This is a genomic window from Mycobacterium montefiorense, assembly GCF_003112775.1.
In the GTDB taxonomy this organism is placed as follows: domain Bacteria; phylum Actinomycetota; class Actinomycetes; order Mycobacteriales; family Mycobacteriaceae; genus Mycobacterium; species Mycobacterium montefiorense.
On record NZ_BFCH01000026.1, the window covers coordinates 99,028 to 122,764 of the forward strand.

The window sequence follows — 23,737 nt, forward strand, 5'->3', positions numbered from 1 at the left end:
GGCTCGCGTCGGCTCGCGCAGCGAATCACGTCGGAAGAGGCTCTGGATGACACGCCCACGAATCCGCGCTCGGGCGCCGCTGCGGATCTCGTTCGCCGGAGGCGGCACCGACGTACCACCCTTCCCGACGCTCGAAGGCGGCTGTGTGCTGTCGGCGACCATCGACCGCTACGCCTACGGATCGCTGACTCCGCGTACCGATCGCAAGGTGAGCATCGAGTCGGTGGACTTCAAGACCACCCACGAGATGACGCTCGACAGCGAGATTCTCTACGACGGCAGCCTGGATCTGATCAAGGCTGCCGTGCGGCGGTTCGGCCGCGACGGCACGGACGGCTACGACCTGGTGTTGCGATCCAGCGCCCCGCCCGGCTCGGGACTGGGCTCGTCATCGACGATGATGGTCGCGCTGACGGGCCTGCTCGCCGAGCACTACCGGGCGCCGATGGGCGAGTACGAGACCGCGCAGCTGGCGTGCGCCATCGAGCGCGAGGACCTCGGCATCGCCGGCGGTATGCAGGACATGTACGCGGCTACCTTCGGCGGATTCAACTTCATCGAGTTCGCCGACCGGGTGATCGTCAATCCACTGCGCATCCGTGACGCGACGGCCTTCGAGCTCGAGCTCAGCCTGCTGCTCTGCTACACCGGCATCACCCGGGACTCCGCACGGGTGATCGAGGACCAAACCCGGCGCGCCGCCACGGGTGCCGACGACACACTCGCCGGACTACGCGCCCAGAAGGAACTGGCTGTGGCCATGAAGGCCGCACTGCTGACAGGCAAGCTGAACGATTTCGGTGCCCTGCTCGGCGAGGCGTGGATGCAGAAGAAACGCATGTCGCCCTACATCACCAATGCGCGCATCGACGAGCTCTACGACCTCGCGTTGCGCAACGGCGCGCTCGGCGGCAAGATCACCGGCGCAGGCGGTGGTGGCTACATCCTGCTGTTCTGCGACTTCACCAAGAAGCACCGTCTCATTGAAGCCCTCGAGGGCGCCGGGGCTGCGATCACCGAATTCGCTTTTGAGAGTAAGGGATTGACCACATGGCAGGCATGAGCACGTCAGATGTCGTCACGCCGAGTGTCCAGACGGTCCAAGCGCGGCTGGCAGACACGATCGCGGTCAAGCAGCAGATGCAGTCGGGGGCTTTCGCCGCGCAGACCGTCGAGGTGGCGCGCGTGCTGATCGACGCGCTGCGGGCCGGCGGGAAGGTGATCTTCTTCGGCAACGGCGGTTCCGCACAAGACGCGGGTCATCTGGCCGCCGAGCTGATGGGCCGCTTCGCTTTTGACCGTCCGGGCCTGGCCGCGATCAGCCTCCCGGACGCCACCGCCGCGATCACGGCGATCGGTAACGACTACTCCTACGACGAGGTCTTCGCCCGCCAGGTACTCGCCGCCGGCCGGCCGGGGGACGTGGTGGTCGGCTTGACCACGTCGGGCAATTCACCCAATGTGGTGCGTGCACTTGAGGCGGCCGGCCAGGCCGGGATGACGACGGTGACGCTCACCGGCGCCCGTGGCGGCAAGGTCGCCGACGTCGCCGAGATCTGCATCCGAGTGCCCAGTGTGGACACCGGGCGGATTCAGGAGGCGTGCCTGCACCTCGGCCACACCATTTGCGAAATGGTCGAAGCCGCACTGTTTCCCAGACCCTCTTGACGATGGACCTGCGAAACGTCCGCACCGTATTTCTGGACCGCGACGGAACCATCAACGTCAAAGCCGCCGAGGGCGAGTACATCCGATCGCCCGAGGAGCTGGTTCTGCTACCCGGCGCCGCCACGGCGATAGCCGCGCTGAATGCGGCCGGCCTGCGCACGGTCTTGGTGACCAATCAGCGCTGGCTGTCCGAACCATCTTCGGACTCAACGTATTTCGTCGCCATCCAGGACCGGTTGTCGCAGCTTCTCGCCGCGCAGGGCGCGCACCTGGACGCGGCTTATCACTGCCCACACGCGGCGAACAGCTGTGACTGCCGCAAGCCGTTGGGCGGCATGCTGATTCGCGCGGCAGTAGAGCACGGCTTCGACGTTGCCGAGTCGGTCATGATCGGCGACAGTGACGCCGACGTGCAGGCGGGCCGGGCGGCCGGCGCGATGACCGTGCTGCTGCGCGCCGGCGGCGCAGACAACGCCGACTTCGTCGTCGCCGACCTCGCCGCCGCCGTACGGCTCATCCTCGCCTGAAACGCTGAACTATCGACCGGGCGACCAGCGCGAGCGCAAACGGCAGATCGTCGCGCAGATACCGGCGGTAAAGCCGCCGCGGTTCGAGCATTAGCCGGTGCACCCACTCAAGTCCGAGCCGTTGCAGCAGCGGCGACGCCCGACGAACCACGCCGGCCGTCATGCCGATCCCGCCGCCGCAGGCCAGGCACCAGACGTTGGGCAGCTGCTGGGTCAGCTGCTCCATCAGGCGTTCCTGACGGGGGAAACCCAGACCGACGAAGACCAGATCGGGTTTGGCGGCGATCACGGCGGCGACCGCACGCCGCGCGCCATCCTTGGTGTTGTCGAAGCCGAACGCGGGCGACTGGGCGCCGGCGATGCGCAGGCTGGGGAATTGCGTGGCGAGCGCCGCGGCCGCTCGGTCCGGTATCCCTTCGGCGCCGCCGAAGAAATAGATCGACTTCCCGTCGGCCGCCGCCGCCGCGCTCAACGGCTGGATCAGCGACGAGCCCGCCACCCGCTCCGGCAACGTCTCACCTCGCAGCCGCGCCGCCCACACCAGCGGCATCCCGTCGGCGACGACGAGCGATCCCCTGGCTATCAGTTCGGCGAGCACGGCGTCGCGACTGGCTGCGCGGGCCACATCGATGTTGACCGGGATGATCGAGCCGCCCCTGCCGTCGGCCCAGGCTTTGCGCACGACTTCGACGACCTCGTGTTGGGTGAGGGCATCGAACCAAAGATCGCCCACCTGGATCCTGGTTGGCCGCATGACTTGTGATTCTCACCGCATCGCCGCGGAAGTTCCATGGAACTCGCGACATCGATTGATCCGGTTGTTGCTGCACCGGCCGCCAACGCCATAACCTGAGCGGATCGGATCGCAAGATGAGCCGCTGTGGCCGAACTGATCGGCGCGCGGACGGAAGAACTCGCCGCGATGGACATCTTCGAGGGATGCGCCATCGAAGACTTAGAGCCGTTGGCGGCCAGCCTGCAACCGCTGCGCGCCGCGGCCGGCCAGGTTCTGATGGCCCAGGGGGAGCAAGCCGTCTCGTTCCTGCTCATCTCCTCGGGCACCGCCGAGATCAGACACGAAGGCGCCGACGGCGAGGTAGCCATCGGCGAGACCGGTGCCGGCGCTCTGATCGGAGAGATCGCCCTACTGCGCAACAGCCCCAGGATCGCGACCGTCACTACCACCGAGCCGCTGACCGGCTGGATCGGCGACAACGATGCGTTCACCCGGTTGGTGCACATCCCGGGCATCACGCCCCGACTGTTGCGGACCGTGCGCCAGCGTCTGGCCGCCTTCGTTACGCCCATCCCGATACGGGTGCGCGACAGCACCCTACTGCTGCTGCGCCCGGTGCTGCCCGGCGACGACGAGCGGACCGTGCACGGTCATATCCAGTTCTCCGGCGAGACCTTGTATCGCCGGTTCATGACGGCCCGGCTGCCGTCGGCGGAATTGATGCACTACCTGTCCGAAGTCGACTATGTCGACCACTTCGTGTGGGTGGTGACCGACGGCACCGACCCGGTGGCCGACGCGCGATTTGTCCGCGACGAGAAAGATCCCACGGTCGCCGAGATCGCGTTCACCGTCGCCGACGCCTATCAGGGCCGGGGGATCGGGAGCTTTCTGATCGGTGCGCTGTCGATCGCCGCCGAGGTCGACGGAGTCGAAAGATTCTCTGCGCGAATGCTTTCCGACAATCTGCCGATGCGCACGATGATGGACCGCTACGGCGCGATATGGCAGCGCGAAGACATCGGGGTGATCACCACTGTCATCGATGTTCCGCGCCCGCGCGACCTGGGCATCAAGCGTGAGATGGCCGACGAGATCAGACGTGTCGCACGTCAGGTGATCGAGGCGCTCGGCTGAACCGGCTTGCTCAGCACGAGGGCTGGTACGGGGTGAACTTCGAGGTGACGTCGCCGACGAGGTCTTCGTCGTACGGGTTGATCGCCTTCGGCTCGGATCCCGCTGTGAAATCGAGGCCGTCGAGCTCAATCCAGACCGTGTTCGGGCTGGTGGTCAGCTCGAAGAAATAGGTACGGTTCGTCAGATCGGTGACGGTGCGGTATTCGGTGTTGTAGATCCCGAAATCCTGGTAAGGCGCCCCGAAGGGCACCGACACATTGCGCATGATCGCCATCACGCCGGCTACCGCCTGACGGGTGTCACGCGGCTCGGGCAGCAGCGCGACAAAGTACGCGGCGCGCTGGAAACGATCGATCGGGTTGACGTTGCCCGGCAACGGCATATCGCAGCCTGGGTTCGAAAAGTCTTGCCGTGAAAGCAGTTCCAACTGTTGTTCGTAAGTCGGGTCGTTGGTCATGAGGGTGTACTCGCGGCCGTGATGCACGACGATGCGGCCATGGTCGAACTCGACGACGGCCGAGTCGCCGGACGCATCCTCGATCGCGAGGTGGATGGTGGCGTCGTGCCCGCGGGCGTTGATCATCACCAGCTGAATGCCGTCCATCAAGGTCAGCGCCTCGGAGACGGTGGCGGCTTGGTCGAGTAGGTACTGGGTCCACAGCCCGACGTGCAGTCCCGGCTTGGCTGCATCGCGCGGGCCCAGATCTGTTGCCTCCAGGTACAGCCCGTGCACGGCCAAGCCGCGTTCGTTGATGCCGTCGAAAGCGCCGACGCCGTAGACGGTGGTGACCAGGCTGCCGTACCGGCTGGTCCAGCGCAGTGGATTGTCCGCGACAACGGTGATGCCGGCCGCGATGCCGCCGTCACGGTCGAGTCCTCGTGGGAATGCCACGATTAACGGTTCGGTGGATTCCGGCCAGTCCATGCTGCGCCCGGTCAGAACGGCGAGGTCGTTGGTGTTCCAGAGAACTCGTGTGCACACACGCGCCAAGCTACACGTCTCGTAAGATGAACGAGCATGCGGCCGTTCTGGTTTGGCGCGGTACTTACGGCGTCGGTGACTGCCTGCGGTGCACATTCGCCGGCGCACCGACCGTCGGCGTCACCGTCGCCGTCGGCGCATGGCACCGTCGTCAACCCCGCTAACATCAAGCGAGTCGTTCGCGACCTGCCACCCAACTACGAGGTCACCAGCGGCATCCCCAGCGCGGCCTCGCCCCGGGTGATCTGGGGTCTCGACGCCGATGCGACGTCCAAGCCGGCGGTATGCGCCACGCTCGCCGATCCCGGCAAGGCGCCCGATCGATCCGCGCAGGGCCTGTCCGCCTCGGGTCAGGGCGGCATCGTCAACGCCGTGGTGGTGGCTTTGCCGGGCCCGGTCGACCTGGACCGCAACGTCGCCGACGCCTGCGGCCAGTTCACGATGACCGACGCGCACACCACGGCCACCGTCCGGCTCACCGACCCGCACCGCATCGACGGTGCCGAAACCCTCGGCATGGTCGTCGATACCAAATCCGCCGTCGAGGCCGGCACCGAAATCGATTCGCGGGCATATACATTCATCGCCTACCTGGGCGGCTACTACGCGTTCACCACCCTGACCACCGATCCGGGTTCCGCGCTGCCGGCACTACCGCCGCAATTCGCCGCCGATCTACTTGCCAAAACGGTATCCACGTTGCGCAGCTGAACGTATGCCTTTGGGTAGATTAGCCACGGTGTCCAAGCTGGTATGCGTCATCGCAGCCGTGTGCGTGCTCGCCGGCTGCTCATCAAATACCACCACTGCGATGAACGCCGACATCGCCAAGATCGCCCAGGTCAAGTTGAACTTTGGACCCGAGTTCAAAGTCACCGACATCTCGGAACGCGCGATCGATCCCAAACTGCTGTCCGCCCGCAAGCTGCCCGAGGGCCTGAAGTTCGACCCCGCCAACTGCGCGAAGCTGGCGTCGGGGCCCGACATGCCGCCGGACGTCAAGGGCAACATGGCAGCGGTGTCCGCCGAGGGCAATGGCAACCGGTATGTCGTCATCGCGGTCGAGACCTCCAAGCCACTGCCGCCCAATGACCCGAGCAAGGACTGCGACAAGGTCGCGTTCTCCGGCGGCCAGGTACGCGGCGGCCTCGAGGTCATCGACGCGCCGCACATCGACGGGACGCACACGTTCGGCGTGCACCGCGTCCTGCAGGCAGTGCTGACCGGCGGTACCCGCACCGGTGAGCTATACGACTACTCCGCGCAGTTCGGCGACTTCCAGGTGATCGTGATCGCCAATCCGCTGGTCACCGCGGACCAGCCGGTCGCCAAGGTCGACACGCAGCGTGCTCGCGACCTGCTCGTCAAAGGGGTGGACGCGATCCGCACCTGACGCTCAGCGCACGTCGCGTGGCCGGAACTGGATGCTGACGCGCGGGCCCTTGCGCAACGAGGTCTTCGGAACGGCGTGCTCCCAGGTGCGCTGGCAGGATCCGCCCATCACCAAGAGGTCGCCGTGCGCCTGCGGCAGCCGCAACGACGGCCCGCCACCGCGCGGCCTCATCGCGAAGGTGCGGGTGGCGCCGAGGCTGATGATCGCCACCATGGTGTCCTCGGAGTTGCTGCGGCCAATCGTGTCGCCGTGCCAGGCGACACTGTCGGAGCCGTCCCGGTAACAGCACAATCCGATCGTGGTGAAGGGCTCGCCGAGCTCGCCCGCGTAAATGTCGTTGAGCCGGCGGCGCAGGCGTGCCAGCAGCGGGTGGGGCGCCTCCTCGACGGTCAGGTCGTGAAAGCTCACCAGCCGCGGCACCTCGACCACCCGGTCGTACATCTGGCGGCGTTCGGATCGCCACGGGACCGTGGACAACAGCGCGTCGAGCAGGTCGTGCGCACCGTAAGGGTCGTCGCTGAGCCAGCCGGCGCGGATCTCGACGAAGGCACCGTTGCCCAGGTGCCGTCGCTCGGTGTGCTCGAACAGCGAGCCCTGTACCGCGGTCCCCACGACGCTCAGCCTATCGCACATTCGTTCGATTGATTGGGACTCGCCGGGCCACCAGCGTGCCTCGGGGTGTGACGCGACGGCCATGATTTCCGCGGCTACGGTTTAGGGCGTGGGTGTTATCGAACTGGGCACCAATTCCGAGGTAGGCGCGCTGCGGGTGGCGATTCTGCATCGCCCCGGTGCCGAGCTGCGCCGACTCAATCCGCGCAACAACGACCAGCTGCTCTTCGACGGGCTGCCGTGGGTTGCTCGTGCGCAGGAAGAACACGACCAGTTCTCCGAGCTGCTGCGGTCTCGCGGGGTGGAAGTGCTGCTGCTGTCCGACCTGCTGGCCGAGGCACTCAACCACAGCGGGGCCGCGCGGATGCAGGGGGTGGCCGCCGCTGTCGATGCGCGACGGCTGGGAGTGCCGCTGGCGCATGAGCTTTCGGCATACCTGCGTGGCCTGGACCCGGCCAAGCTGGCGCATGTCCTGATGGCCGGCATGGTGTTCAACGAGCTGCCACCGGATACCCGGACCGACGTGTCGCTGGTGCTGCGCATGCACCACGGTGGGGATTTCGTCATTGATCCGTTGCCGAATCTGGTGTTCACCCGGGACTCGTCGATCTGGATCGGCCCGCGGGTGGCGATCACGTCGCTGGCGCTGCGAGCCCGGGCGCGCGAGGCGTCGCTGACCGATCTCATCTATGCCCACCACCCGCGGTTCACCGGTGTGCGCAAGGCTTACGAATCACGGTCCGCTCCGGTCGAGGGCGGCGACGTGCTGTTGCTTTCCCCCGGGGTCGTCGCGGTCGGAGTGGGGGAGCGCACCACGCCTGCCGGTGCGGAAGCGTTGGCGCGCAGCCTCTTTGAAGACGACCTCGCGACCACGGTACTGGCCGTTCCGATCGCGCAGCAGCGTGCGCAGATGCACCTGGACACGGTGTGCACGATGGTCGACGCCGACACGGTCGTGATGTACGCGAACGTCGTCGATGACCTTTCGGCGTTCACGATTCAGCCCACATCCGACGGTGTGAACATCAGCGACGAAACGCCGTTTCTGGAAGCGGCAGCCAAAGCGATGGGGATCGACAAGCTACGCGTCATCGACACCGGTCTGGACCCCGTCGTCGCCGAACGCGAACAGTGGGACGACGGCAACAACACGTTGGCGCTGGCGCCCGGCGTCGTCGTCGCCTACGAGCGCAACGTGCAGACCAACGCTCGCCTGCAGGACGCGGGCATCGAGGTGCTGACGATCGCGGGGTCGGAATTGGGCACCGGCCGTGGCGGCCCGCGGTGCATGTCGTGCCCGGTCGCCCGCGACGCGCTCTAGTTCTTCGTCGAGATTGCCGCCATGGTCGTGGTCGGCGTTAATTCATGACCCTCACGGCAATCTCGACGCGGATCGGTACGCCAATGCGTCGCGTGTCCGCTGGACGATGACGTGCGGCCGATCCTCGTTGATCACCCTGATCACCCGCCAGCCAAGACGATCGAGCATCTCCGCTCTTCGAATGTCCTTTACGTACTGCGAGCGATCACTGCGATGTTGGTCGCCGTCGTATTCGACTGCCAACATTGGCTTTTCCCAGCCCAGGTCAAGGTAGGCGACGAGATGGCCATCGGTGACTTTGATCTGGGTGGCGGGCTTCGGTAGGCCGGCGTCGATGAGGACCAGGCGCAGCCAGCTCTCTTTGGGCGATTGCGCTCCGCCGTCCATCAGGGCGAGGGTGTCTCTGCATTGGCGAACACCGCGTGCTCCAGGGTGGCCAGTGATGAGCGCCGCTGTGTCAGGGGTGACGATCCCCGTCGCGGCGCAAAGCGCGTCGAGGTTGGCAACTGCGGCACCGCGCGGCAGGTTGCGTGCCAGATCGAACGCCGTGCGGGCAACACCAGTTACCGGCAGGCCGCTCACTTCTACGATTTCGTCCAGCGCGATTCGTTCGCGGCGAACGATGATTCCCGGCGGTGGATGGTTGAACGGCCCGAGGAGTTCAACGGGCGCGAAATCGTCGACCCAGTTGGCTCCGTGCAGCGCGGCGGCAGCACGGCCGGCGATGATCCCCTTACGGCCAGACCACAACCAGGCCGCGTAGATGTTGTCCCACAGCGATCTCGCCGCATCCTTTTTCAGGTACACATCGTGATGGATTTGCCGGTAGTTCCAACGCAATTGGCCGCGGGTCAGCGTGCCGCGCGCTATTGCTTCGCTTCCGAGAAAGACCCCCGCCACGCGCTCATCATGCTGACCCTGGCCGACAGCTCAGCGAGATTGCCGCCAGGGCTGTGGTTGGCATCGATTTCACAACCCTCACGGCAATCTCGACGCGGAAGTGCAAAATTACCGCCAGCTGGGCAGCCAGATCTCCATGTCCCAGGTCTGCTGTGAGATGGGCATGCCGGTGAGCACCGGGAACAGCCACGCGAAGTTGGTCACCACTAAAGCGACGTAAGCGCTCACGACGATCAGTCCCAGCGTCCGCCGTTCGGTGGTTTGGCCTGGGCGATACAGAATGTCGCCGCAGATCAGTGCGATCCCCATCGCCAGGAACGGCGCCATCGTCGCGGCGTAGAAGAAGTACATCTGCCGGTCGATATCGGCGAACCACGGCAGCCACCCGGCGCAGTAGCCGACCAGCACCACCGCGTAGCGCCAGTCCCGGCGGATAACCGATCGCCACAGGGCGTACAGCAGCACCGGTACCGCCAGCCACCACATCGCGGGCGTGCCGACCAGCATCTCGGCCTTGACGCAGGACTGCGCGCCGCACCCGCTGACGTTCTGCTGATCGATCGCGTACAGCACCGGCCGCAACGACATCGGCCAGCTCCACGGCTTGGATTCCCACGGGTGGTAGTTGCCCGCCGCATTCGTCAGTCCCGCATGGAATTGCAGTGCCTTGGCGCTGTAATGCCACAGCGAGCGAAGGGCATCCGGAAACGGAAAGTCACTGTGCGGGCCGATCGTCTGGCCCACCTCGTGCCGTTCGATCGCGGTCTCCGACGCGAACCACGGCGCATAGCTGGCCAGGTACACCGCGATCGGGATCAGGCCCAGCGCGTAGCCGGTGGGGAACAGGTCGCGTCGCAACGTTCCCAGCCACGGCCGACTGACCTGACACTGCCGGCGGGCGGCTACATCGAACGCGAGCGACATCAAACCGAAGAACACCACGAAGTAGAGGCCGGACCACTTTGTCCCGCAAGCCAATCCGAGCAGGACGCCCGCCAAAAAGCGCCACCAGCGCACACCCAGCCGCGGACCCCACACCGTGTCGGCGTTGCGGCCTTCGCGCAGTGCGACGTGCATTCGCCGCCGAACCTCGTCGCGGTCGACGATCAGCGCGCCGAACGCCGCCACCACAAAGAAGGTGAGCAAGCCGTCGAGCAGCGCGGTGCGCGAGGCGACGAAGTTCACGCCGTCGCAGATGCACAGCACGCCGGCGATCGCACCCACCAGCGTCGAGCGGCTGATGCGGCGCACGATTCGCATCACCAGCAGCACCATCACCGTGCCCAGTAGCGCCCCGCTGAACCGCCAGCCGATGCCGTCGTAGCCGAAGATCGCCTCGCCGATCGCGATCAGTTGCTTGCCGACCGGCGGGTGGACCACCAAACCGAACCCGGGGTTGTCCTCCACTCCGTGGTTGTTCAGCGCTTGCCAGGCCTGCGGCGCGTAGTGCTTCTCATCGAAGATGGGGGTGCCCGCATCGGTCGGCGAGCCCAGGTTGACGAACCGGGTGATTGCGGCCAGCAGCGTGATGATGCCGGTGACCACCCAGCCGCGGATGTGGTCGAGCGGCCCGAAGTCCGCGGTCGGAACCAACGGCCCCGGGCTGACGACGGGCACGACGCGCTCGTCGACGGCACTGCGAACGTTCAAGGAGGCTTCGCTGGGCGGGGCGGACATCGGTGTCGATCGTAGGCTGTCCGTCATGTCCCACGGTCGCCTATTGCTCGGTGCGACCCCGTTGGGTCAACCGTCGGACGCGTCCCCGCGGCTGATCAGGGCGCTGGGCGAAGCCGATGTGGTCGCGGCAGAGGACACCCGGCGAGTGCGGACGCTGGCCAAAGCGCTCGATATCCGGATCGCCGGCCGGGTGGTCAGCATGTTCGATCAGGTCGAAGCCGCGCGAGTGCCCGCACTGGTCGACGAAATCAGAGCCGGTGCGACGGTGCTGGTGGTCAGCGACGCCGGAATGCCGCTGATCAGCGACCCCGGCTACCGGATGGTGGCGGCATGCGTCGAAGCCGGCGTGCCGGTGACGTGCCTGCCCGGACCGTCCGCGGTGACCACCGCGCTCGCCGTGTCCGGTCTGCCATCGGAGAAGTTCTGCTTCGAGGGTTTCGCCCCCCGCAAGAGTGGCGCGCGCAAAACCTGGCTGGACTCGCTGGCCGACGAGCGGCGCACCTGCGTGTTCTTCGAGTCACCGCGCCGGCTGGCGGCGTGCCTGCTCGATGCCGTCGATCAGCTCGGCGGTTCCCGCCCGGCGGCGATCTGCCGGGAGCTGACCAAGGTGCACGAGGAAGTGGTGCGCGGATCGCTGCAGGAACTCGCGGCGTGGGCGGCCGACGGCGTGCTGGGCGAAATCACGGTTGTGCTGGCCGGCGCGAGCCCGCCCGCCGACGTGCCGTCGCTGGTGGCCCGGGTCCAGGAGCTCGTCGCCGAGGGAGTTCGCGTCAAGGACGCCTGCACGCAGGTGGCTGCGGCGAATCCCGCCGTGCGCTCGCGCCAGCTGTACGACGAGGTGCTGCGGTCCCGACGCGCGGACTAACCAACCGAAGCGGCGGGCGCCGCACACGGTAGCCCGACGACGGGAGCGGCCTTGTGCAGGCATTCCGCCCATTCGGCGTCGGGATCGGAATCGGCGGTGATCCCGCCGCCGACGCCCAGCACGGCGCTGCCGGCGGCGTCGAACTCCACGGTGCGGATCGCGACATTGAGCTCGCATCCCGCGATAGGTGACGCCAACCCGACTGTGCCGCAATATATTCCGCGATGGTGTGATTCCCATTGCGAAATCAATTGGCGGGCACGGTGTTTAGGCGTTCCGGTGACGGATGCCGGTGGGAAGGCGGCGTCCAGCAGTGCCGAGGTGGGCAGCTCGACGGGAACCTGCGCCGACACCGTCGACACCAAATGCCACACGCCGGGCGCGCGCCGCACGACCAGCAGCTCGGGTACTTTGACGGTGCCGGTGATCGCCACCCGGCCGAGGTCATTGCGAACCAGGTCCACGATCATGATGTTCTCGGCCACCTCTTTTGGCGAGGCGCGCAACGCCGACGGCCAGGCGTCCAGCGGCAGCGTCCCCTTGATCGGGCTCGACATCACGACCTCGCCGTGGCGGCGCAGGAACAGTTCGGGGGACAGCGACGCAACCGCGCCGTACGGGCCGGCGAGATAGGCCGCGCGGGCCGGTGACGTGCGCGCGATGCCGTCGGTGAAGAAGTCCAGCGAGTTCCCGGCGACCGTCCCGGTGAACCGGGTGCACACGCACGCCTGGTAGACCTCGCCCGCACGAATCGCCTCGAGGCAGGCCAGCACCGCACCGCGGTGCGCCTCCCGGTCCGCCACATCCCAGTCGATTCGGCAGACTCGCGATGGCCCCGCTGCCGCGGTCAGCGCGGCGGACAGCCACTGCGGCATCGGCGCCCCGCAGAGGCTTTCGTACCACCACTGCCCGTCCCGGTCGCGGCGCAGCACGCAGTCCGTCCAGCCGCCGGCGGCCTCCGGGATCCGGTGCGGCCGCCCATCGGCGGCGGCGTCCGGATACGACAGGTAGCCGAACCAGCCACCGCCCACCGCGGGGGACTGGGAGGTCTGCGAGTCCAGCGGGACCGCGAAAGCGTCCGCAACGTCCACCGGGCGCACCGCCAGACTGGGCGCGATCACCGCCAGCGCGCCGAACCATTCGCCGGTCAGGGCGGCGGGCGGGGGCAGACCGAGCCGGCCGGTGGCATCACCGATTGCACGCAGCACCCGAGGTGCCTCGCCGAGGTCGCCGAGCCGGTCGATTCGCACCGCCCTAGCTTGACAGACCGCGGTCGATCAGCCGCGGCTGATGTCGCGGGCGGTGGTCAGGGCGGCCAGCTTGTCCGGGTTGCGCATCACGTAGAAGTTGGTGATCTTGTCACCGGCTATCTCCACCGTGATCACCCCCTCGAGCCGTTCGCGGAAGTAGAGCAAGACCGCCGGCGCGCCGTTGCAGTTCACCATCTCGATGTGCAGTTCCTCCTGGGTCCTGCGCACCAGCCCGGCGATCGCGCGGGCGACCTTGTCGGCCCCGACCACCGGCCGGCGCGCCGCGGACACCTTGCCGCCGCTGTCGGCCATCCAGGTGGCATCCGGCGCCAGCATCGCCATCAGCGCCTCCACGTCGCCGCTGGCCGCGGTGGCCAGGAACTGCGCGGTGATCTGCGCATTGCGCGCCGGGTCCACATTGTCGAACCGCTTGCGCCGCGCCCGGACGTGTTCGCGGGCCCGGTGTGCGACTTGGCGCACGGTCGGCGCCGGTTTGCCCACCGCGTCGGCGATCTCGCCGTAGTCGAAATCGAACACCTCGCGCAGCACGAAGACCGCCCGCTCGTCCGGGCTCAGCGTTTCCAGCAGCACCAGCATCGCCATCGAAACCGATTCCGCCAGAACGACATCGGTTGACGGGTCTTGGTCGTCGAGCAGCAACGGCTCGGGCAGCCACGGCCCGACGTACTCCTCGCGGCGCCGGGCCCCGGCCCGCAAGGCGTTGAGCGCCTGGCGGGTCACCAGCTGGGCCAGATACGACTTGGTGTCGTGCACCGTCGACAGGTCGACGTCGGCCCACCGCAGATAGCTGTCCTGCAACACGTCGTCGGACTCGGTGGCCGAGCCGAGGATTTCGTAGGCGATGGTGAACAGCAACGGGCGCAGCAGCGTGAACCGCTCCGCGTGTTCGCCAGTCGCGATCATTTGATCGCGACCTGCTGGTCGGCCGGTTGCTCGGTCTGTTGAGAAGGCCGGCTGCCGCCTTTGAGCCAGAAGTACGAGCCGGGTTTGGCGGCCTCGCGCCGGATGGCCCACAGCGTGCCCCGGCAGATTTTCTCCTTGATGGCGGCGGTGGTCCGACCGCCGAGGGCCATGTTCACCGGGGTGTCGTCGGTGCGCGCGAACTGCAGCGTGCCGTGGGTGCGGCCGATGCTGATGCATTGGCCGACGAACGCCTGGTTGAGTGCCGCGGGGGTGTCTCCGGCGATCCGGGCGAGCACGGTTTCGGCAGCCTGGGCGCCCAACGGCTCGGCGGCCTGGCAGCTCATCCGCAACGGCTGGCCCGACGGCGCGACGGCGTCACCCGCGGCGACGATGCGATCGTCGCCGACGCTGGTCAACGTCTCGTCGGTGAGCAGCCGGCCCAGCTCGTCGGTGCGCAGACCGCTGCGGGCGGCCAGATCCGGCACGGTGAACCCGGCCGTCCACACGGTCGCCGCGCTGGGCAGCACCGCGCCGTCGCTGAGCACCACGGTGTCCCAGCGGACCTCGCTCACGGCGACCGACTCCAGGATGTTGACGTCGAGTTGGCGCAGTTGCTTGGCCACGGAACGCCGGCCGCGCTTGCTCAGCGTCGTCCCGAGCGCGCCGCCGCACACCAGGCTCACCGGCCGGCCCTGCTCGGCGAGCTCGGAGGCCGTCTCGATGCCCGTCAATCCGCCACCGACGACGGTGACCGGTGCGCCCAGCGGCAGGTCGGACAGCGCGTAGCGCAGCCGCTGCGCGCTTTCCAGGTCGGAGATCGAGTGCGCGAATTCGGCGGCACCGGCTACCGAGGGCACCGCGCCCGTGCTGCCGACCGCATAGATCAGGTAGTCGTAATCCAGCGCGGTGCCAGATGTCAGCACGAGGCGCCGGGATGCGGCGTCGATTCGCTCGACGGCGTCGACAACCAGCTGGACGCGGTCGCCCAGCAGCGTGCCGTAGTCGGTGGTCGCGGAGCCGGTGTCGGCGACCAGCTGGTGCAAGCGGATTCGTTCGACGAAGACCGGACGCGGATTCACCAGGGTGATCTCGATGTCCGGCCGCTGCTGCAGGCGATTGGCCGCCAGGGTGCCGGCATATCCACCACCGACGATGACGACATGGGTGCTCTCGGTCATTTCTGTCTCCTATTCTCGCGGGACTTGTGCCCTTGAGACACCGCGAGACGGCCAGGCGTGACAATTCGGACCGCAATTGTGAGCCGGATCACTGAAACCGGGCCGGTGGGGCGGAGCCGCCCCACACCTTGAGCCGCGCAGCCCTCTAGCATCGCAACGATGGTCGCGACACTGAGGAGATGCGCGGCGGCTGTTGCCGCGGGTGCGGCACTCCTGCTCAGCGGCTGCGGTGGCCACCCCAGCCCCGGGCCGCTGTCCGCTATGGCCAGTCCGGCGATCCCGCCCAGCGTTGCCGACATCCCCAACCCGCTGCGTGGGCAGTATGAAGACCTGCTGAATCCGCTTTTCCCGCAAGGCAATCCCGCGCAGCAGCGATACCAGGCGTGGCCGGCGTCCTATGACGCCAGCATGCGTATCTCGTGGCGACAACTGCAGCCCACCGACCCGGCCACGCTGCCTGGCGATGCGCCGGATGATCGCAAATTCGACTTCAGCGCGATCGACGACACGCTGACCAAGCTGGCCAGCCGAAACATGCGGCTTAGCCTCCGCATTTACGCCTACGGCTCCGACCCGCACGACCCGGGTATCGCCGTTCCCGAGTGGATGCGGCCGGCGACCACCAGCTATCCCGCGCCGCCGAACAGCCCCGGGGCGACGCAGGTCGTGCCGAACTGGGACGACCCGCACTACCTGGATGCGTTCGGCCGGCTGCTGGCCGCGCTGGGCCGCCGCTATGACGGCGACGAGCGCCTGGCCGTCTTCGAGTTCTCCGGATACAGCCAGTTTCGTGACCAGAGCGTCAGCGTCGCGTCGATCCGGCAGCTGGTGGCCGCGAACGTCGATGCCTTCCCGCACACGCAATTGGTGGTGAACCCGCAGAACCCGGAGATCGTGCGGCAGTTGCTCGCCGACGACGTCACGAAGAAGCTGTCCGGCCCGGTGGGCATCCGCTCGGATTGCCTCGGTGTTGCCTCGCCGCTGCCGGGCTGGGCGGAATCCGGTGACTCCCAGTACGTCCGGAACAACGATGCGGTCGTCAACGCGATCAAGCAGCGACTGCGCTCGGCGCCGGTGATCACCGAATGGTGTTCATTGCCCGGTGGGGCCGATCCGAAGGGCTACTACGAAAAGGGCCTGCACGACGTCGTCAAGTACCACGTGTCGATGACGTCGAGTGCGAACTTCCCGGACCGGGATTCGACATCGGCGATGGACCCCAAGCTGTACGCGTTGTGGGCTCAGGCCAATGCGGCTGCCGGATACCGGTATTCGGTGCAGGCGCGGCCGGGATCGCAGTCGATTCAAGGCAAGGTCGCAGCCATCTCGGTGGAGTGGACGAACTACGGAGCGGCGGCGGCCACCGAGGGTTGGGCGCCCAACTACAAGCTGGTGGATTACACCGGTGCGGTGGTCCGCACGCTGCCGGCAACGGTCAATCTGAAGACATTGGTCCACGACGATTCCAGCCCGTCGCGCGAGGAGGCGGTCCCCGCGACGTCCACCGACACCGTTCATGTCGACCTGTCCGGATTGGCGCCGGGGCACTACACACTGCGCGCCTCGGTGGATTGGCAACAGCACAAGCCGGGCGCATCGCATGTGGTGAACTACGGCCCGATGGCACTGGCCCGCGACGGGCGCGACGGCTCCGGGCTGTACCCGATTGCAACCCTTGACATCCCGCGCGACAACCAGATCTCAACCAGCGGTTGACGCGGCCCGGTCAACGCGCGTCAACCGCTGCTGATAAGCCCAGAGGAAACGGTCCGCCCGTGGTACGGTTCTCTCACTAATATGACCCGTGACCTGCTCCAATCTGGCCGCCCGGCCGGGACATGCGCCCCACCCCGGAGGACTTCATGCCGCGCAGCCTGGATCTGGTCGTAACCTCCGTCGCCACTCAGCTGATGGAAGCTACGGCGTCCACGGCCGCCGCGGTGAGCCAGCAGGTGCTCGCGCAGCTAGTCGAGCAGCTCGATCTGGATGGCAGCTTCGTGCGTCATCGCGATGAGATTTCCCGTGACTCGGTGCTGGTCGCGGAGTGGCCACTGCGAATCGAGGCTCCGGATCGCGATCCGGATCCGACAGCCGTTGTCCCCGTCGCCGGCGCGGAGCCGCTGCTCGCCGAATGCGAGCAGGGCCGCAAACCGATGGTGATATCGCCGGGTCAGCCGCGCCGTTCCTGGTGGCGCCGGCTACTGGGGCCAACTCAGCCCGCCACTCCTTCCGTGGCGGCCGCGCCGCTGATCTCGGGCGAGGTCACGACCGGCTTGCTCGGGTTCGTCAGGTTCGGCGCCCGTAAGTGGAAGCGAGCGGAGATCAATACGCTTGAGGTCGTCGCCGCCCTCTTCGCGCAGCTTCAAGCCCGTCTCGCGGCCGAGGAGAAGCTTCGCTATCTGGCCGAGCACGACGATCTGACCGGGCTGTACAACCGCCGGGCGCTGGTCGCGCACTTGTCCGAACGGCTCGCCGCCGGACAGCCGGGGCCCGTCGCGGTGCTGTATCTCGACCTCGACCGGTTGAAGCCGATCAACGACTACCTGGGTCATACCGCCGGTGACTGGTTCATCCGGGTCTTCGCGCAACGCATTCAGGTCTGCGCCGGAAGCCAAGCCATGATCGCCCGGCTGGGCGGCGACGAGTTCGTCGTCGTGCCCGAGCAGTCGATGTCACCGGAGACCGCGGAGTCGTTCGGCCACCGCCTGTCGAGGATGCTGTGCGAGCGGCTGGCCATCGGCGGCCACATGATCAGCCGTACCGTCAGCATCGGGCTAGCGATCGGCATGCCGGATCGCGACAACTGCACCGCCCTGCTGCGCCGTGCCGACGAGGCCGTGCTGACCGCAAAGCGCGCCGGCGGCAACCAGGTCGCGGTGTTCACCGACGACATGTCGCTGAAGAGCGCGTTCCGCAACGACATTGAGCTGCATCTGCAGGGCGATATCGGCAGCGAGGCGCTGCTGCTGCACTATCTGCCCGAGGTCGACCTGTGGACCGGCGCGGTCGTGGCGGCCGAGGCGCTGGTCCGCTGGCGGCACCCGATCTGGGGATTGCTGCTGCCGGACGCGTTCATCGGCGTGGCCGAATCGACCAACCTGGCCGGCGAGCTGGGCCGCTGGGTAATGCGTACCGCCTGCGCCGAATTCAGCCGCTGGCGTGCCAACGGCGTGGGGCACGGCGCCATCCTGCGCATCAACGTCTCACCCGTGCAGCTGATCACCCGCGGCTTCGTTCGCAGCGTCGCCGACACGATCGAGGAGTTCGGCATCGATGCCGCGTCGGTGTGCCTGGAAATCACCGAGCGCGCCGTCGTGCACGACATCGAAACCACTTGCAACACCCTCGCGGAGCTCAAAGAGATCGGCGTGCAGCTGGCCATCGACGACTTCGGCACCGGTTATGCGGTGCTGTCGCACCTGAAGTCGCTGCCGGTCGACATGCTGAAGATCGACGCCGGATTCGTGCGCGACCTCGGGACCAACGCCGGCGACCTGGCCATCGTCCGCGCCATCATCGGGCTCGCCGAGGCATTCGGCTTGCAAGTCGTCGCCGAGGGAGTCGAGACGCCTACTGCTGCACTGACTTTGATGCAGCACGGGTGTCACCGCGCCCAGGGTTTCCTGTTGTCGAGGCCAGTCCCCGGCGATGCGATGGAGGCTTTACTGTCGGCGCGCTGGATGCCGATGCCTTTCCTCGCCGATCGTGAGGCCTTGTCGCAGGGCGCCATCTAGCATCGCAACGTGGTCCGAAAAGCGAGCAAGATTACGGCGGCCGTGCTGGTGTGCGCGGCACTGGTCGTCAGCGGCTGTAGCAACCCGAGTGGCCCCGAGCCGCTGAGCGCGGTTGCCAGTCCGGCCATACCGCTGACAGTGCAAGAGGTGGCAAATCCGCTGCGCGGGCAGTACGAGGACCTGATGATGCCGCTTTTCCCGCAGGCCAATCCCGCACAGCGGCGGTACCCGGCGTGGCCGGCGCCGTATGACGCCAGCATGCGTATCACGTGGCGGCAGTTGCAGCCCACCGATCCGGCCACGCTACCCCCCGATGCACCCGACGATCTCAAGTTCGACTTCAGCGCGATCGACGACGAGTTGACGAAGCTCGCCAGCCGCAACATGCGGCTCACGATGCGCGTGGTCGCCTACAGCTCCTGCTGCGACATCACCTATCCGTCCAACTTGAGCATCGCCATTCCCGACTGGATGCGTCCGGTGGCCACCGACTATCCCTCGCCGCCCAAGTATTGGTGGACTCCGGGGGTGACGCAGGTGGTGCCGAATTGGAACGACCAGCGCTACTTGGATGCGTTCGGCCAGCTGCTGGCGGCGCTGGGGCGTCGCTACGACGGCGACGAGCGACTGAGCGTTTTCGAGTTCTCCGGGTATGGAGATTTCAGCGAGAACCACATCGCGTACTTGCGCGACAAGCTGGGTGCGCCTGGTCCGTCGCCGGAGGAGAGCGTCGCGAAACTGGGCTATTACAGCCAGTTTCGTGATCAGAACATCACCAGCGCGTCGATTTCGCGGTTGGTCACCACGAACGTCAACGCCTTTCCGCACACGCAATTGGTGGTCACCCCGCTGAACGCAGACATCACGCGACAGTTGTTTGCCGACTGGGTCACAAAATCGTTGTCGGCGCCGGTGGGTATCCGGTCGGATTGCCTCGGCGTGTACGCGCCGCTGCCGGTGTGGGCCGAGTCGGAGGGCTCGCACTACGTGCAGCTGAAAGATCCGCTCATCAAACAGGTGAAAGACCGGCTCGCGTCGGGACTGGTGATCACCGAATGGTGCCAGCTTCCCGACGGAACCGACCCGAAGAGCTATTACGAGAAGGGCGTGCGCGACGTCGTCAAATATCACGTATCGATGACGTCGAGTTTCAACTTCCCCGCCGTGAACGCGACCACGGCGATGGACCCGGCGCTGTACCTGCTGTGGTCGAAAGCCAACGTCTCGGCCGGCTACCGGTATTCGGCCGAGGCGCGGCAGGGCTCGCAATCGGTGCACGACGGGCAAGCGTCGATCACCGTCACCTGGACCAACTACGGCTCGGCCGGCGCCACCGAGAAATGGGTCCCCGGCTATCGGCTGGTGGACTTCTCCGGAGCGGTGATCCGCGAGATGCCCTCGACCGTGAACCTCAAGACACTGGTGCACCCGGACAACTCCGGTACCGAGCCGGCCCCGGCGTCGACCACCGAAACCGTGACCCTCGATATCGGGAGCTTGCCGCCCGGGAATTACACCTTGCAGGCTGCAGCCACCTGGCAACAGCACAAACCCGCGGCTTCCCACGTGGTGAACTATCCGTCCATGCAGTTGGCCCGCGACGGGCGCGACGGAACCGGCTGGTATCCGGTCGCGACACTCGACATACCGCGCGAGGTGGTCACCTCCACGCCGAGCCAATGAATGGCGCGTAGGGTGCCTCGGCAAAAGTCCGCTACTGCCTGGGCAGACAGGGGAATCTCGAGTTGACGATGCTGCATAATGAACGATGAGTTTGCTCTGAGGCCATGAAAGCGACTGAATGTATGCTCTTCATCGGTTTGGGATGTTAGAAGGGTAATAGTTGGATGGATTTCCGTACCTTTGTCCGGATAATCGGCGCGCACTGGAAGCTCGCCGCGGGGGCGTTCCTGGCTTGTCTCGTCGGTGCCGTGGTCGTCACGGCGTTGCAGACGAAGCATTACCAGTCGTCGGCCACGATCCTGATCTCCTTCTCCGGTGCGACTGACCTCACCGAGCTGTACAACGGCACGCTGACCGCGCAGGAACGGCTGTCGTCGTACGCCCAGATCGCCGGCGGACGCACGGTGGCCGAGCGCGCGATCAGCCAGCTCCAGGTTCCGATGAGCCCCGATGCGCTGGTGACCCAAACGCAGGTGAAATACACCGCGAAGTCGATGCTCTTCACGATCTCGGTGAAAGACACCGATCCGGTGCGTGCCGCGGCGCTGGCGGGAGCGATGGCCGACCAGTTCGCCGTCATGGTCCCGACGCTCGGCGTGACTGCGCACTCGAACACCGGCGCGCCGACGAGCACCACGCCGCGACCCGACACCGGTGAGGTGCCCCTGCCGCCCGAGGTGCCCGGGCAGCCCACTCCCAAACCGTTGCCGGTAGCCAGGGCGCGAGTGGTGGAGTCGCCCCGGGTACCCGACCACGCGATCGCCCCGTCGCCGGTGCGCAACGTGGCGATGGGGCTGGTCGCCGGCCTGCTGCTCGGTATCGGGGTGGCGTTGACCCGTGAGGCCACCGATCGCACCGTGCGCACGCGCGAGAAACTGGAAGAACTTTCGGGCTTGCCGACGTTGGGCGAGCTGCCCGGAAAGCGGGGCACCGCACCGAAATTCGGCACCGACATCGCATTCGACGACGCGGTCCGCGGCCTGCGCGCCCGGCTGAGCAGGGCGATGGGCCCCAATGAACGCCGGGTGTTGGTGGCGGCGCCCTTCGGCGGTGAGGGAACCACGACGACGGCGCTGAACCTGTCGCGGGCATTCACCGAACTCGGCCAAGACGTCCTGCTCGTCGAGGGCGACTCCAGGCGGCCCGTGATCGCCGGCCTGCTGAGCGTCGAATCGGGAGAGGGCTTGGCTCATGCGCTGGCCGACCCCAGCATCGCCGTGCAAGCCGTGCGGCCGACCGCGATTTCGCGGCTGTTCCTGCTGGCGGCCCGGTCCGGCCGCCGCGGCGAGGGCGTGCCCGCCAGTGCATTTACCCCGGACGTGATCGACAGCGTGCTGGCGAACCTGTCGTCGCGGTTCGGCCAGACCGTCGTCGACGGCCCGCCGGTGCTGGCCACGGCCGACTCCGGCCTGCTGGCCGGTGCGGTGGCGGCCACGGTGCTGGTGGTGCGCGCGAACCGCACCACCATCGATGAACTCACCGACGCGCTGGCAGCGCTGCGTACGGCCGGCGCGCAGGTCGTCGGAACCGTGCTGACCGACGCCAAGCCGTCCGTGCACAGCAGGGCCGCGGCCCGCGCCTACCGGGGAAAGCTCAGCGGGTCGGCGTGATTTTCTACCTGCGGAGTCGCGATCGCCTGGTAGTGGCCGCTGCTGTGCTGGCTATGTTCCTGTTGGGATGCTTCCTGTTCGGTGTGTTCTCGGTTCGCCGAACCACCGAGGGCGCCATGCTGATCGCCGCCCTGTTCTGCCTGGTGGTGTATTGGGTGAAACCAGAAGGGATGGTTGCGGTCACCCTGTTCGGGGCGTTCGCGGCGCTGCCGGAAGGCTTGCACGTCGGCAAGGTGATCGGTCCGGTCGCGATCTACGCCTACCAAATCGCCGCCGTGCTGGCGATTTTGTATCTGCTCCCGATCGTGCGACCGCGGTTCTCCGACTACCTCCTGCCAGGGGTGTTCGCGATGACCGTGGTGCTCTACACCCTGTACGGATTCGGGGCTGGGCATGACGCCCTGATGGTGGCGCGTGAATCGACGACGCTGCTCGAAATGGTCGTCGGGTTCGTGCTGGGAATGCTGGTCGTCTGGGGCGGTTACGCCGCATGGCTGGTCCGCGTGATGATTGTGATCCTCTGGTTTTCGGCGGGCATGGCGATCGTCAGTTCGCTGCATGCCGTCCGGCTGGCCGGCCGGGCGGAAAGCCTGGAAGAGGCGACGGGCGCCGGCCAGGCACTGCGCATCGTGCTGTCCACCCAGACGCCGGCGACCGCTGTGCTGTCCGCGCTAGTCGCCGCCGCGATCGTCGGCCGGGTGAAGCCGATGATGTTTTACGCGCTGGGTCCGCCCGCGTTGATCATCTCGCTGCTCTCCTTCTCCCGGAACACGCTGATCGCCATGGTGGTCGCCGCCTTCGTTGCGTTCCTATCCTGCTTCGGATTGCCGGCCCTGCGCCGGACGGCCACGGTCATCGTGGTCAGCGTGGCGGCGCTGGCGCTCACGGTGCCGGGGTCGCTGTTCTTGCTGCAGCATTCGCAGGCCGGGGCGTGGCTCAGCGATCAGTTCACCGCGTTCGGCCAGCGGGTGCTGGGCGGGATTTCGACGAGCGCGCTGGCGGTGGATCAGTCGACGCTGGACCGGCTGCAAGAAAACGCCCGACTCAATACCGCGATCGCGGAGGCGCCGATCTTCGGCCACGGCCTGGGCTACGCCTACCAACTGCCGACCGGGAACGACCCGGATGCCTTCTCCTGGAAGCTGGGGCCCACTTACTCGCACCTCTTCTACCAGTGGTGGTTGGCCAAAGCCGGCGTCGTTGGCGTGGCGATATTTGCGTGGTTCGCGGCCACGCCGATACTCAAGGCGGTGCGATGCGCGTCGGTGCCAGCGAAAATCAGTGCGGCGGTCAGTGCCAGCCTGCTGGCGATATCCGCGGTCTGGCCGCTGCCGGAGATGCCGATGGATGCCCTGGCGTTGGGCCTGGTCCTGGGGGCGACGATGGGATTTGCCGGGCTGGGGCGCCGCGACCATGAACGAAGCCACGACACCGTCGACCGCGTTCCCGAGCTGGCTGCCACGCCCAGCTGAATTTTTCAAAGCGTTACCCGAGGCGGCGCTGGCCTCGATTATCTTGACCGTGTGGCCAGTTTGCTGGG

At 66.9% G+C, this 23,737-nt stretch carries 21 protein-coding genes; 13 read left to right on the top strand and 8 right to left on the bottom strand.

The features are described 5' to 3' along the window. Positions 1-46: 46 nt before the first annotated feature. The 3 genes from DB708_RS22020 to DB708_RS22030 are packed head-to-tail and all read left to right on the top strand — an operon-like array spanning position 47 to position 2,195. Positions 47-1,063: a GHMP family kinase ATP-binding protein gene (locus tag DB708_RS22020; RefSeq protein ID WP_108925603.1), complete on the top strand. Its 1,017-nt coding sequence runs from the start codon at positions 47-49 to the stop codon at positions 1,061-1,063. Next, positions 1,051-1,668 (top strand): D-sedoheptulose-7-phosphate isomerase, encoded by a 618-nt coding sequence (locus DB708_RS22025; RefSeq protein ID WP_201263581.1) that lies wholly within the window; start codon positions 1,051-1,053, stop codon positions 1,666-1,668. Before DB708_RS22020 ends, DB708_RS22025 begins: the two co-directional genes overlap by 13 nt. Before the next feature lie 2 nt (positions 1,669-1,670). Next, positions 1,671-2,195 carry a D-glycero-alpha-D-manno-heptose-1,7-bisphosphate 7-phosphatase gene (locus DB708_RS22030; RefSeq protein ID WP_108925605.1) on the top strand — a complete coding sequence of 175 codons (525 nt, stop codon included), beginning with the start codon at positions 1,671-1,673 and terminating at the stop codon, positions 2,193-2,195. On the opposite strand, the gene DB708_RS22035 is transcribed toward DB708_RS22030, so the two are convergent. Next, on the bottom strand, positions 2,182-2,949 hold the full coding sequence (locus DB708_RS22035; protein ID WP_108925606.1) for a WecB/TagA/CpsF family glycosyltransferase: 768 nt from the start codon (positions 2,947-2,949) through the stop codon (positions 2,182-2,184). The two genes, DB708_RS22030 and DB708_RS22035, sit on opposite strands and share 14 nt — an antisense overlap. 168 nt (positions 2,950-3,117) lie before the next feature. Between DB708_RS22035 and DB708_RS22040 the strand changes: the two genes are divergently transcribed. Continuing rightward, positions 3,118-4,068: a GNAT family N-acetyltransferase gene (locus DB708_RS22040; RefSeq protein ID WP_108925648.1), complete on the top strand. Its 951-nt coding sequence runs from the start codon at positions 3,118-3,120 to the stop codon at positions 4,066-4,068. A 10-nt stretch (positions 4,069-4,078) separates the two neighbouring features. On the opposite strand, the gene DB708_RS22045 is transcribed toward DB708_RS22040, so the two are convergent. Then, the gene (locus tag DB708_RS22045) at positions 4,079-5,050 is read right to left on the bottom strand and encodes a linear amide C-N hydrolase (RefSeq protein ID WP_108925607.1); all 972 of its coding nucleotides are present in this window, start codon (positions 5,048-5,050) and stop codon (positions 4,079-4,081) included. A gap of 36 nt (positions 5,051-5,086) precedes the next feature. On the opposite strand from DB708_RS22045, the gene DB708_RS22050 reads away from it, so the two are divergent. Together DB708_RS22050 and DB708_RS22055 are read left to right on the top strand one after the other, a co-directional pair. Then, the gene (locus DB708_RS22050; RefSeq protein WP_108925608.1) at positions 5,087-5,761 is read left to right on the top strand and encodes a DUF5642 family protein; all 675 of its coding nucleotides are present in this window, start codon (positions 5,087-5,089) and stop codon (positions 5,759-5,761) included. 28 nt (positions 5,762-5,789) lie between these two features. Then, a complete protein-coding gene (locus DB708_RS22055) occupies positions 5,790-6,443 on the top strand; it encodes a DUF5642 family protein (RefSeq protein ID WP_165839892.1) in 654 nt (217 codons plus the stop codon). Between the two features lie 3 nt (positions 6,444-6,446). On the opposite strand, the gene DB708_RS22060 is transcribed toward DB708_RS22055, so the two are convergent. Beyond that, entirely contained in the window at positions 6,447-7,055 is a 609-nt protein-coding gene (locus DB708_RS22060; protein ID WP_201263582.1) for an alpha-ketoglutarate-dependent dioxygenase AlkB, read from the bottom strand. A gap of 109 nt (positions 7,056-7,164) precedes the next feature. On the opposite strand from DB708_RS22060, the gene arcA reads away from it, so the two are divergent. Continuing rightward, positions 7,165-8,376, top strand: coding sequence for an arginine deiminase (gene arcA, locus DB708_RS22065; protein WP_108925610.1), 1,212 nt, complete (start codon positions 7,165-7,167; stop codon positions 8,374-8,376). A 51-nt stretch (positions 8,377-8,427) separates the two neighbouring features. Here the strand turns inward: arcA and DB708_RS22070 are convergent, their stop codons facing one another. Then, positions 8,428-9,276: an endonuclease domain-containing protein gene (locus DB708_RS22070; RefSeq protein ID WP_108925611.1), complete on the bottom strand. Its 849-nt coding sequence runs from the start codon at positions 9,274-9,276 to the stop codon at positions 8,428-8,430. A 108-nt stretch (positions 9,277-9,384) separates the two neighbouring features. Next, positions 9,385-10,953 (bottom strand): dolichyl-phosphate-mannose--protein mannosyltransferase, encoded by a 1,569-nt coding sequence (locus tag DB708_RS22075; protein ID WP_108925612.1) that lies wholly within the window; start codon positions 10,951-10,953, stop codon positions 9,385-9,387. 25 nt (positions 10,954-10,978) lie between these two features. Here DB708_RS22075 and rsmI point away from each other — a divergent pair, with 25 nt between their 5' ends. Then, the gene (gene rsmI / locus DB708_RS22080) at positions 10,979-11,818 is read left to right on the top strand and encodes a 16S rRNA (cytidine(1402)-2'-O)-methyltransferase (protein WP_108925613.1); all 840 of its coding nucleotides are present in this window, start codon (positions 10,979-10,981) and stop codon (positions 11,816-11,818) included. On the opposite strand, the gene DB708_RS22085 is transcribed toward rsmI, so the two are convergent. The 3 genes from DB708_RS22085 to DB708_RS22095 are packed head-to-tail and all read right to left on the bottom strand — an operon-like array spanning position 11,815 to position 15,170. Further along, positions 11,815-13,068, bottom strand: coding sequence for an aminodeoxychorismate synthase component I (locus DB708_RS22085; protein ID WP_108925614.1), 1,254 nt, complete (start codon positions 13,066-13,068; stop codon positions 11,815-11,817). The two genes, rsmI and DB708_RS22085, sit on opposite strands and share 4 nt — an antisense overlap. 27 nt (positions 13,069-13,095) lie before the next feature. Further along, complete coding sequence (locus tag DB708_RS22090) at positions 13,096-13,992, bottom strand: RNA polymerase sigma-70 factor (RefSeq protein WP_108925615.1); 897 nt, start codon at positions 13,990-13,992, stop codon at positions 13,096-13,098. Beyond that, positions 13,989-15,170 carry an NAD(P)/FAD-dependent oxidoreductase gene (locus DB708_RS22095; RefSeq protein WP_108925616.1) on the bottom strand — a complete coding sequence of 394 codons (1,182 nt, stop codon included), beginning with the start codon at positions 15,168-15,170 and terminating at the stop codon, positions 13,989-13,991. The genes DB708_RS22090 and DB708_RS22095 overlap by 4 nt, the downstream gene beginning before the upstream one ends. 159 nt (positions 15,171-15,329) lie before the next feature. Between DB708_RS22095 and DB708_RS22100 the strand changes: the two genes are divergently transcribed. The 5 genes from DB708_RS22100 (at position 15,330) to DB708_RS22120 (ending at position 23,669) form a co-directional block, all read left to right on the top strand. Beyond that, entirely contained in the window at positions 15,330-16,886 is a 1,557-nt protein-coding gene (locus tag DB708_RS22100) for a copper resistance CopC family protein (protein ID WP_108925617.1), read from the top strand. 146 nt (positions 16,887-17,032) lie between these two features. Then, on the top strand, positions 17,033-18,904 hold the full coding sequence (locus DB708_RS22105) for a putative bifunctional diguanylate cyclase/phosphodiesterase (protein ID WP_108925650.1): 1,872 nt from the start codon (positions 17,033-17,035) through the stop codon (positions 18,902-18,904). 9 nt (positions 18,905-18,913) lie between these two features. After that, positions 18,914-20,587: a hypothetical protein gene (locus DB708_RS22110; RefSeq protein WP_201263583.1), complete on the top strand. Its 1,674-nt coding sequence runs from the start codon at positions 18,914-18,916 to the stop codon at positions 20,585-20,587. A 164-nt stretch (positions 20,588-20,751) separates the two neighbouring features. Then, positions 20,752-22,197 carry a tyrosine-protein kinase domain-containing protein gene (locus DB708_RS22115; RefSeq protein ID WP_108925618.1) on the top strand — a complete coding sequence of 482 codons (1,446 nt, stop codon included), beginning with the start codon at positions 20,752-20,754 and terminating at the stop codon, positions 22,195-22,197. Continuing rightward, positions 22,194-23,669 (top strand): O-antigen ligase family protein, encoded by a 1,476-nt coding sequence (locus tag DB708_RS22120; RefSeq protein ID WP_108925619.1) that lies wholly within the window; start codon positions 22,194-22,196, stop codon positions 23,667-23,669. Before DB708_RS22115 ends, DB708_RS22120 begins: the two co-directional genes overlap by 4 nt. Positions 23,670-23,737: the final 68 nt, after the last annotated feature.

Coding starts and splice junctions, on each gene's coding strand:
- DB708_RS22075 (WP_108925612.1), bottom strand. CDS start 10,953: ATGTCCGCCCCGCCCAGCGAAGCCTCCTTGAACGTTCGCAGTGCCGTC.
- DB708_RS22090 (WP_108925615.1), bottom strand. CDS start 13,992: ATGATCGCGACTGGCGAACACGCGGAGCGGTTCACGCTGCTGCGCCCG.
- rsmI (WP_108925613.1), top strand. CDS start 10,979: ATGTCCCACGGTCGCCTATTGCTCGGTGCGACCCCGTTGGGTCAACCG.
- DB708_RS22050 (WP_108925608.1), top strand. CDS start 5,087: ATGCGGCCGTTCTGGTTTGGCGCGGTACTTACGGCGTCGGTGACTGCC.
- DB708_RS22105 (WP_108925650.1), top strand. CDS start 17,033: ATGCCGCGCAGCCTGGATCTGGTCGTAACCTCCGTCGCCACTCAGCTG.
- DB708_RS22100 (WP_108925617.1), top strand. CDS start 15,330: ATGGTCGCGACACTGAGGAGATGCGCGGCGGCTGTTGCCGCGGGTGCG.
- DB708_RS22115 (WP_108925618.1), top strand. CDS start 20,752: ATGGATTTCCGTACCTTTGTCCGGATAATCGGCGCGCACTGGAAGCTC.
- DB708_RS22040 (WP_108925648.1), top strand. CDS start 3,118: ATGGACATCTTCGAGGGATGCGCCATCGAAGACTTAGAGCCGTTGGCG.
- DB708_RS22025 (WP_201263581.1), top strand. CDS start 1,051: ATGGCAGGCATGAGCACGTCAGATGTCGTCACGCCGAGTGTCCAGACG.
- DB708_RS22095 (WP_108925616.1), bottom strand. CDS start 15,170: ATGACCGAGAGCACCCATGTCGTCATCGTCGGTGGTGGATATGCCGGC.
- DB708_RS22020 (WP_108925603.1), top strand. CDS start 47: ATGACACGCCCACGAATCCGCGCTCGGGCGCCGCTGCGGATCTCGTTC.
- DB708_RS22030 (WP_108925605.1), top strand. CDS start 1,671: ATGGACCTGCGAAACGTCCGCACCGTATTTCTGGACCGCGACGGAACC.
- DB708_RS22035 (WP_108925606.1), bottom strand. CDS start 2,949: ATGCGGCCAACCAGGATCCAGGTGGGCGATCTTTGGTTCGATGCCCTC.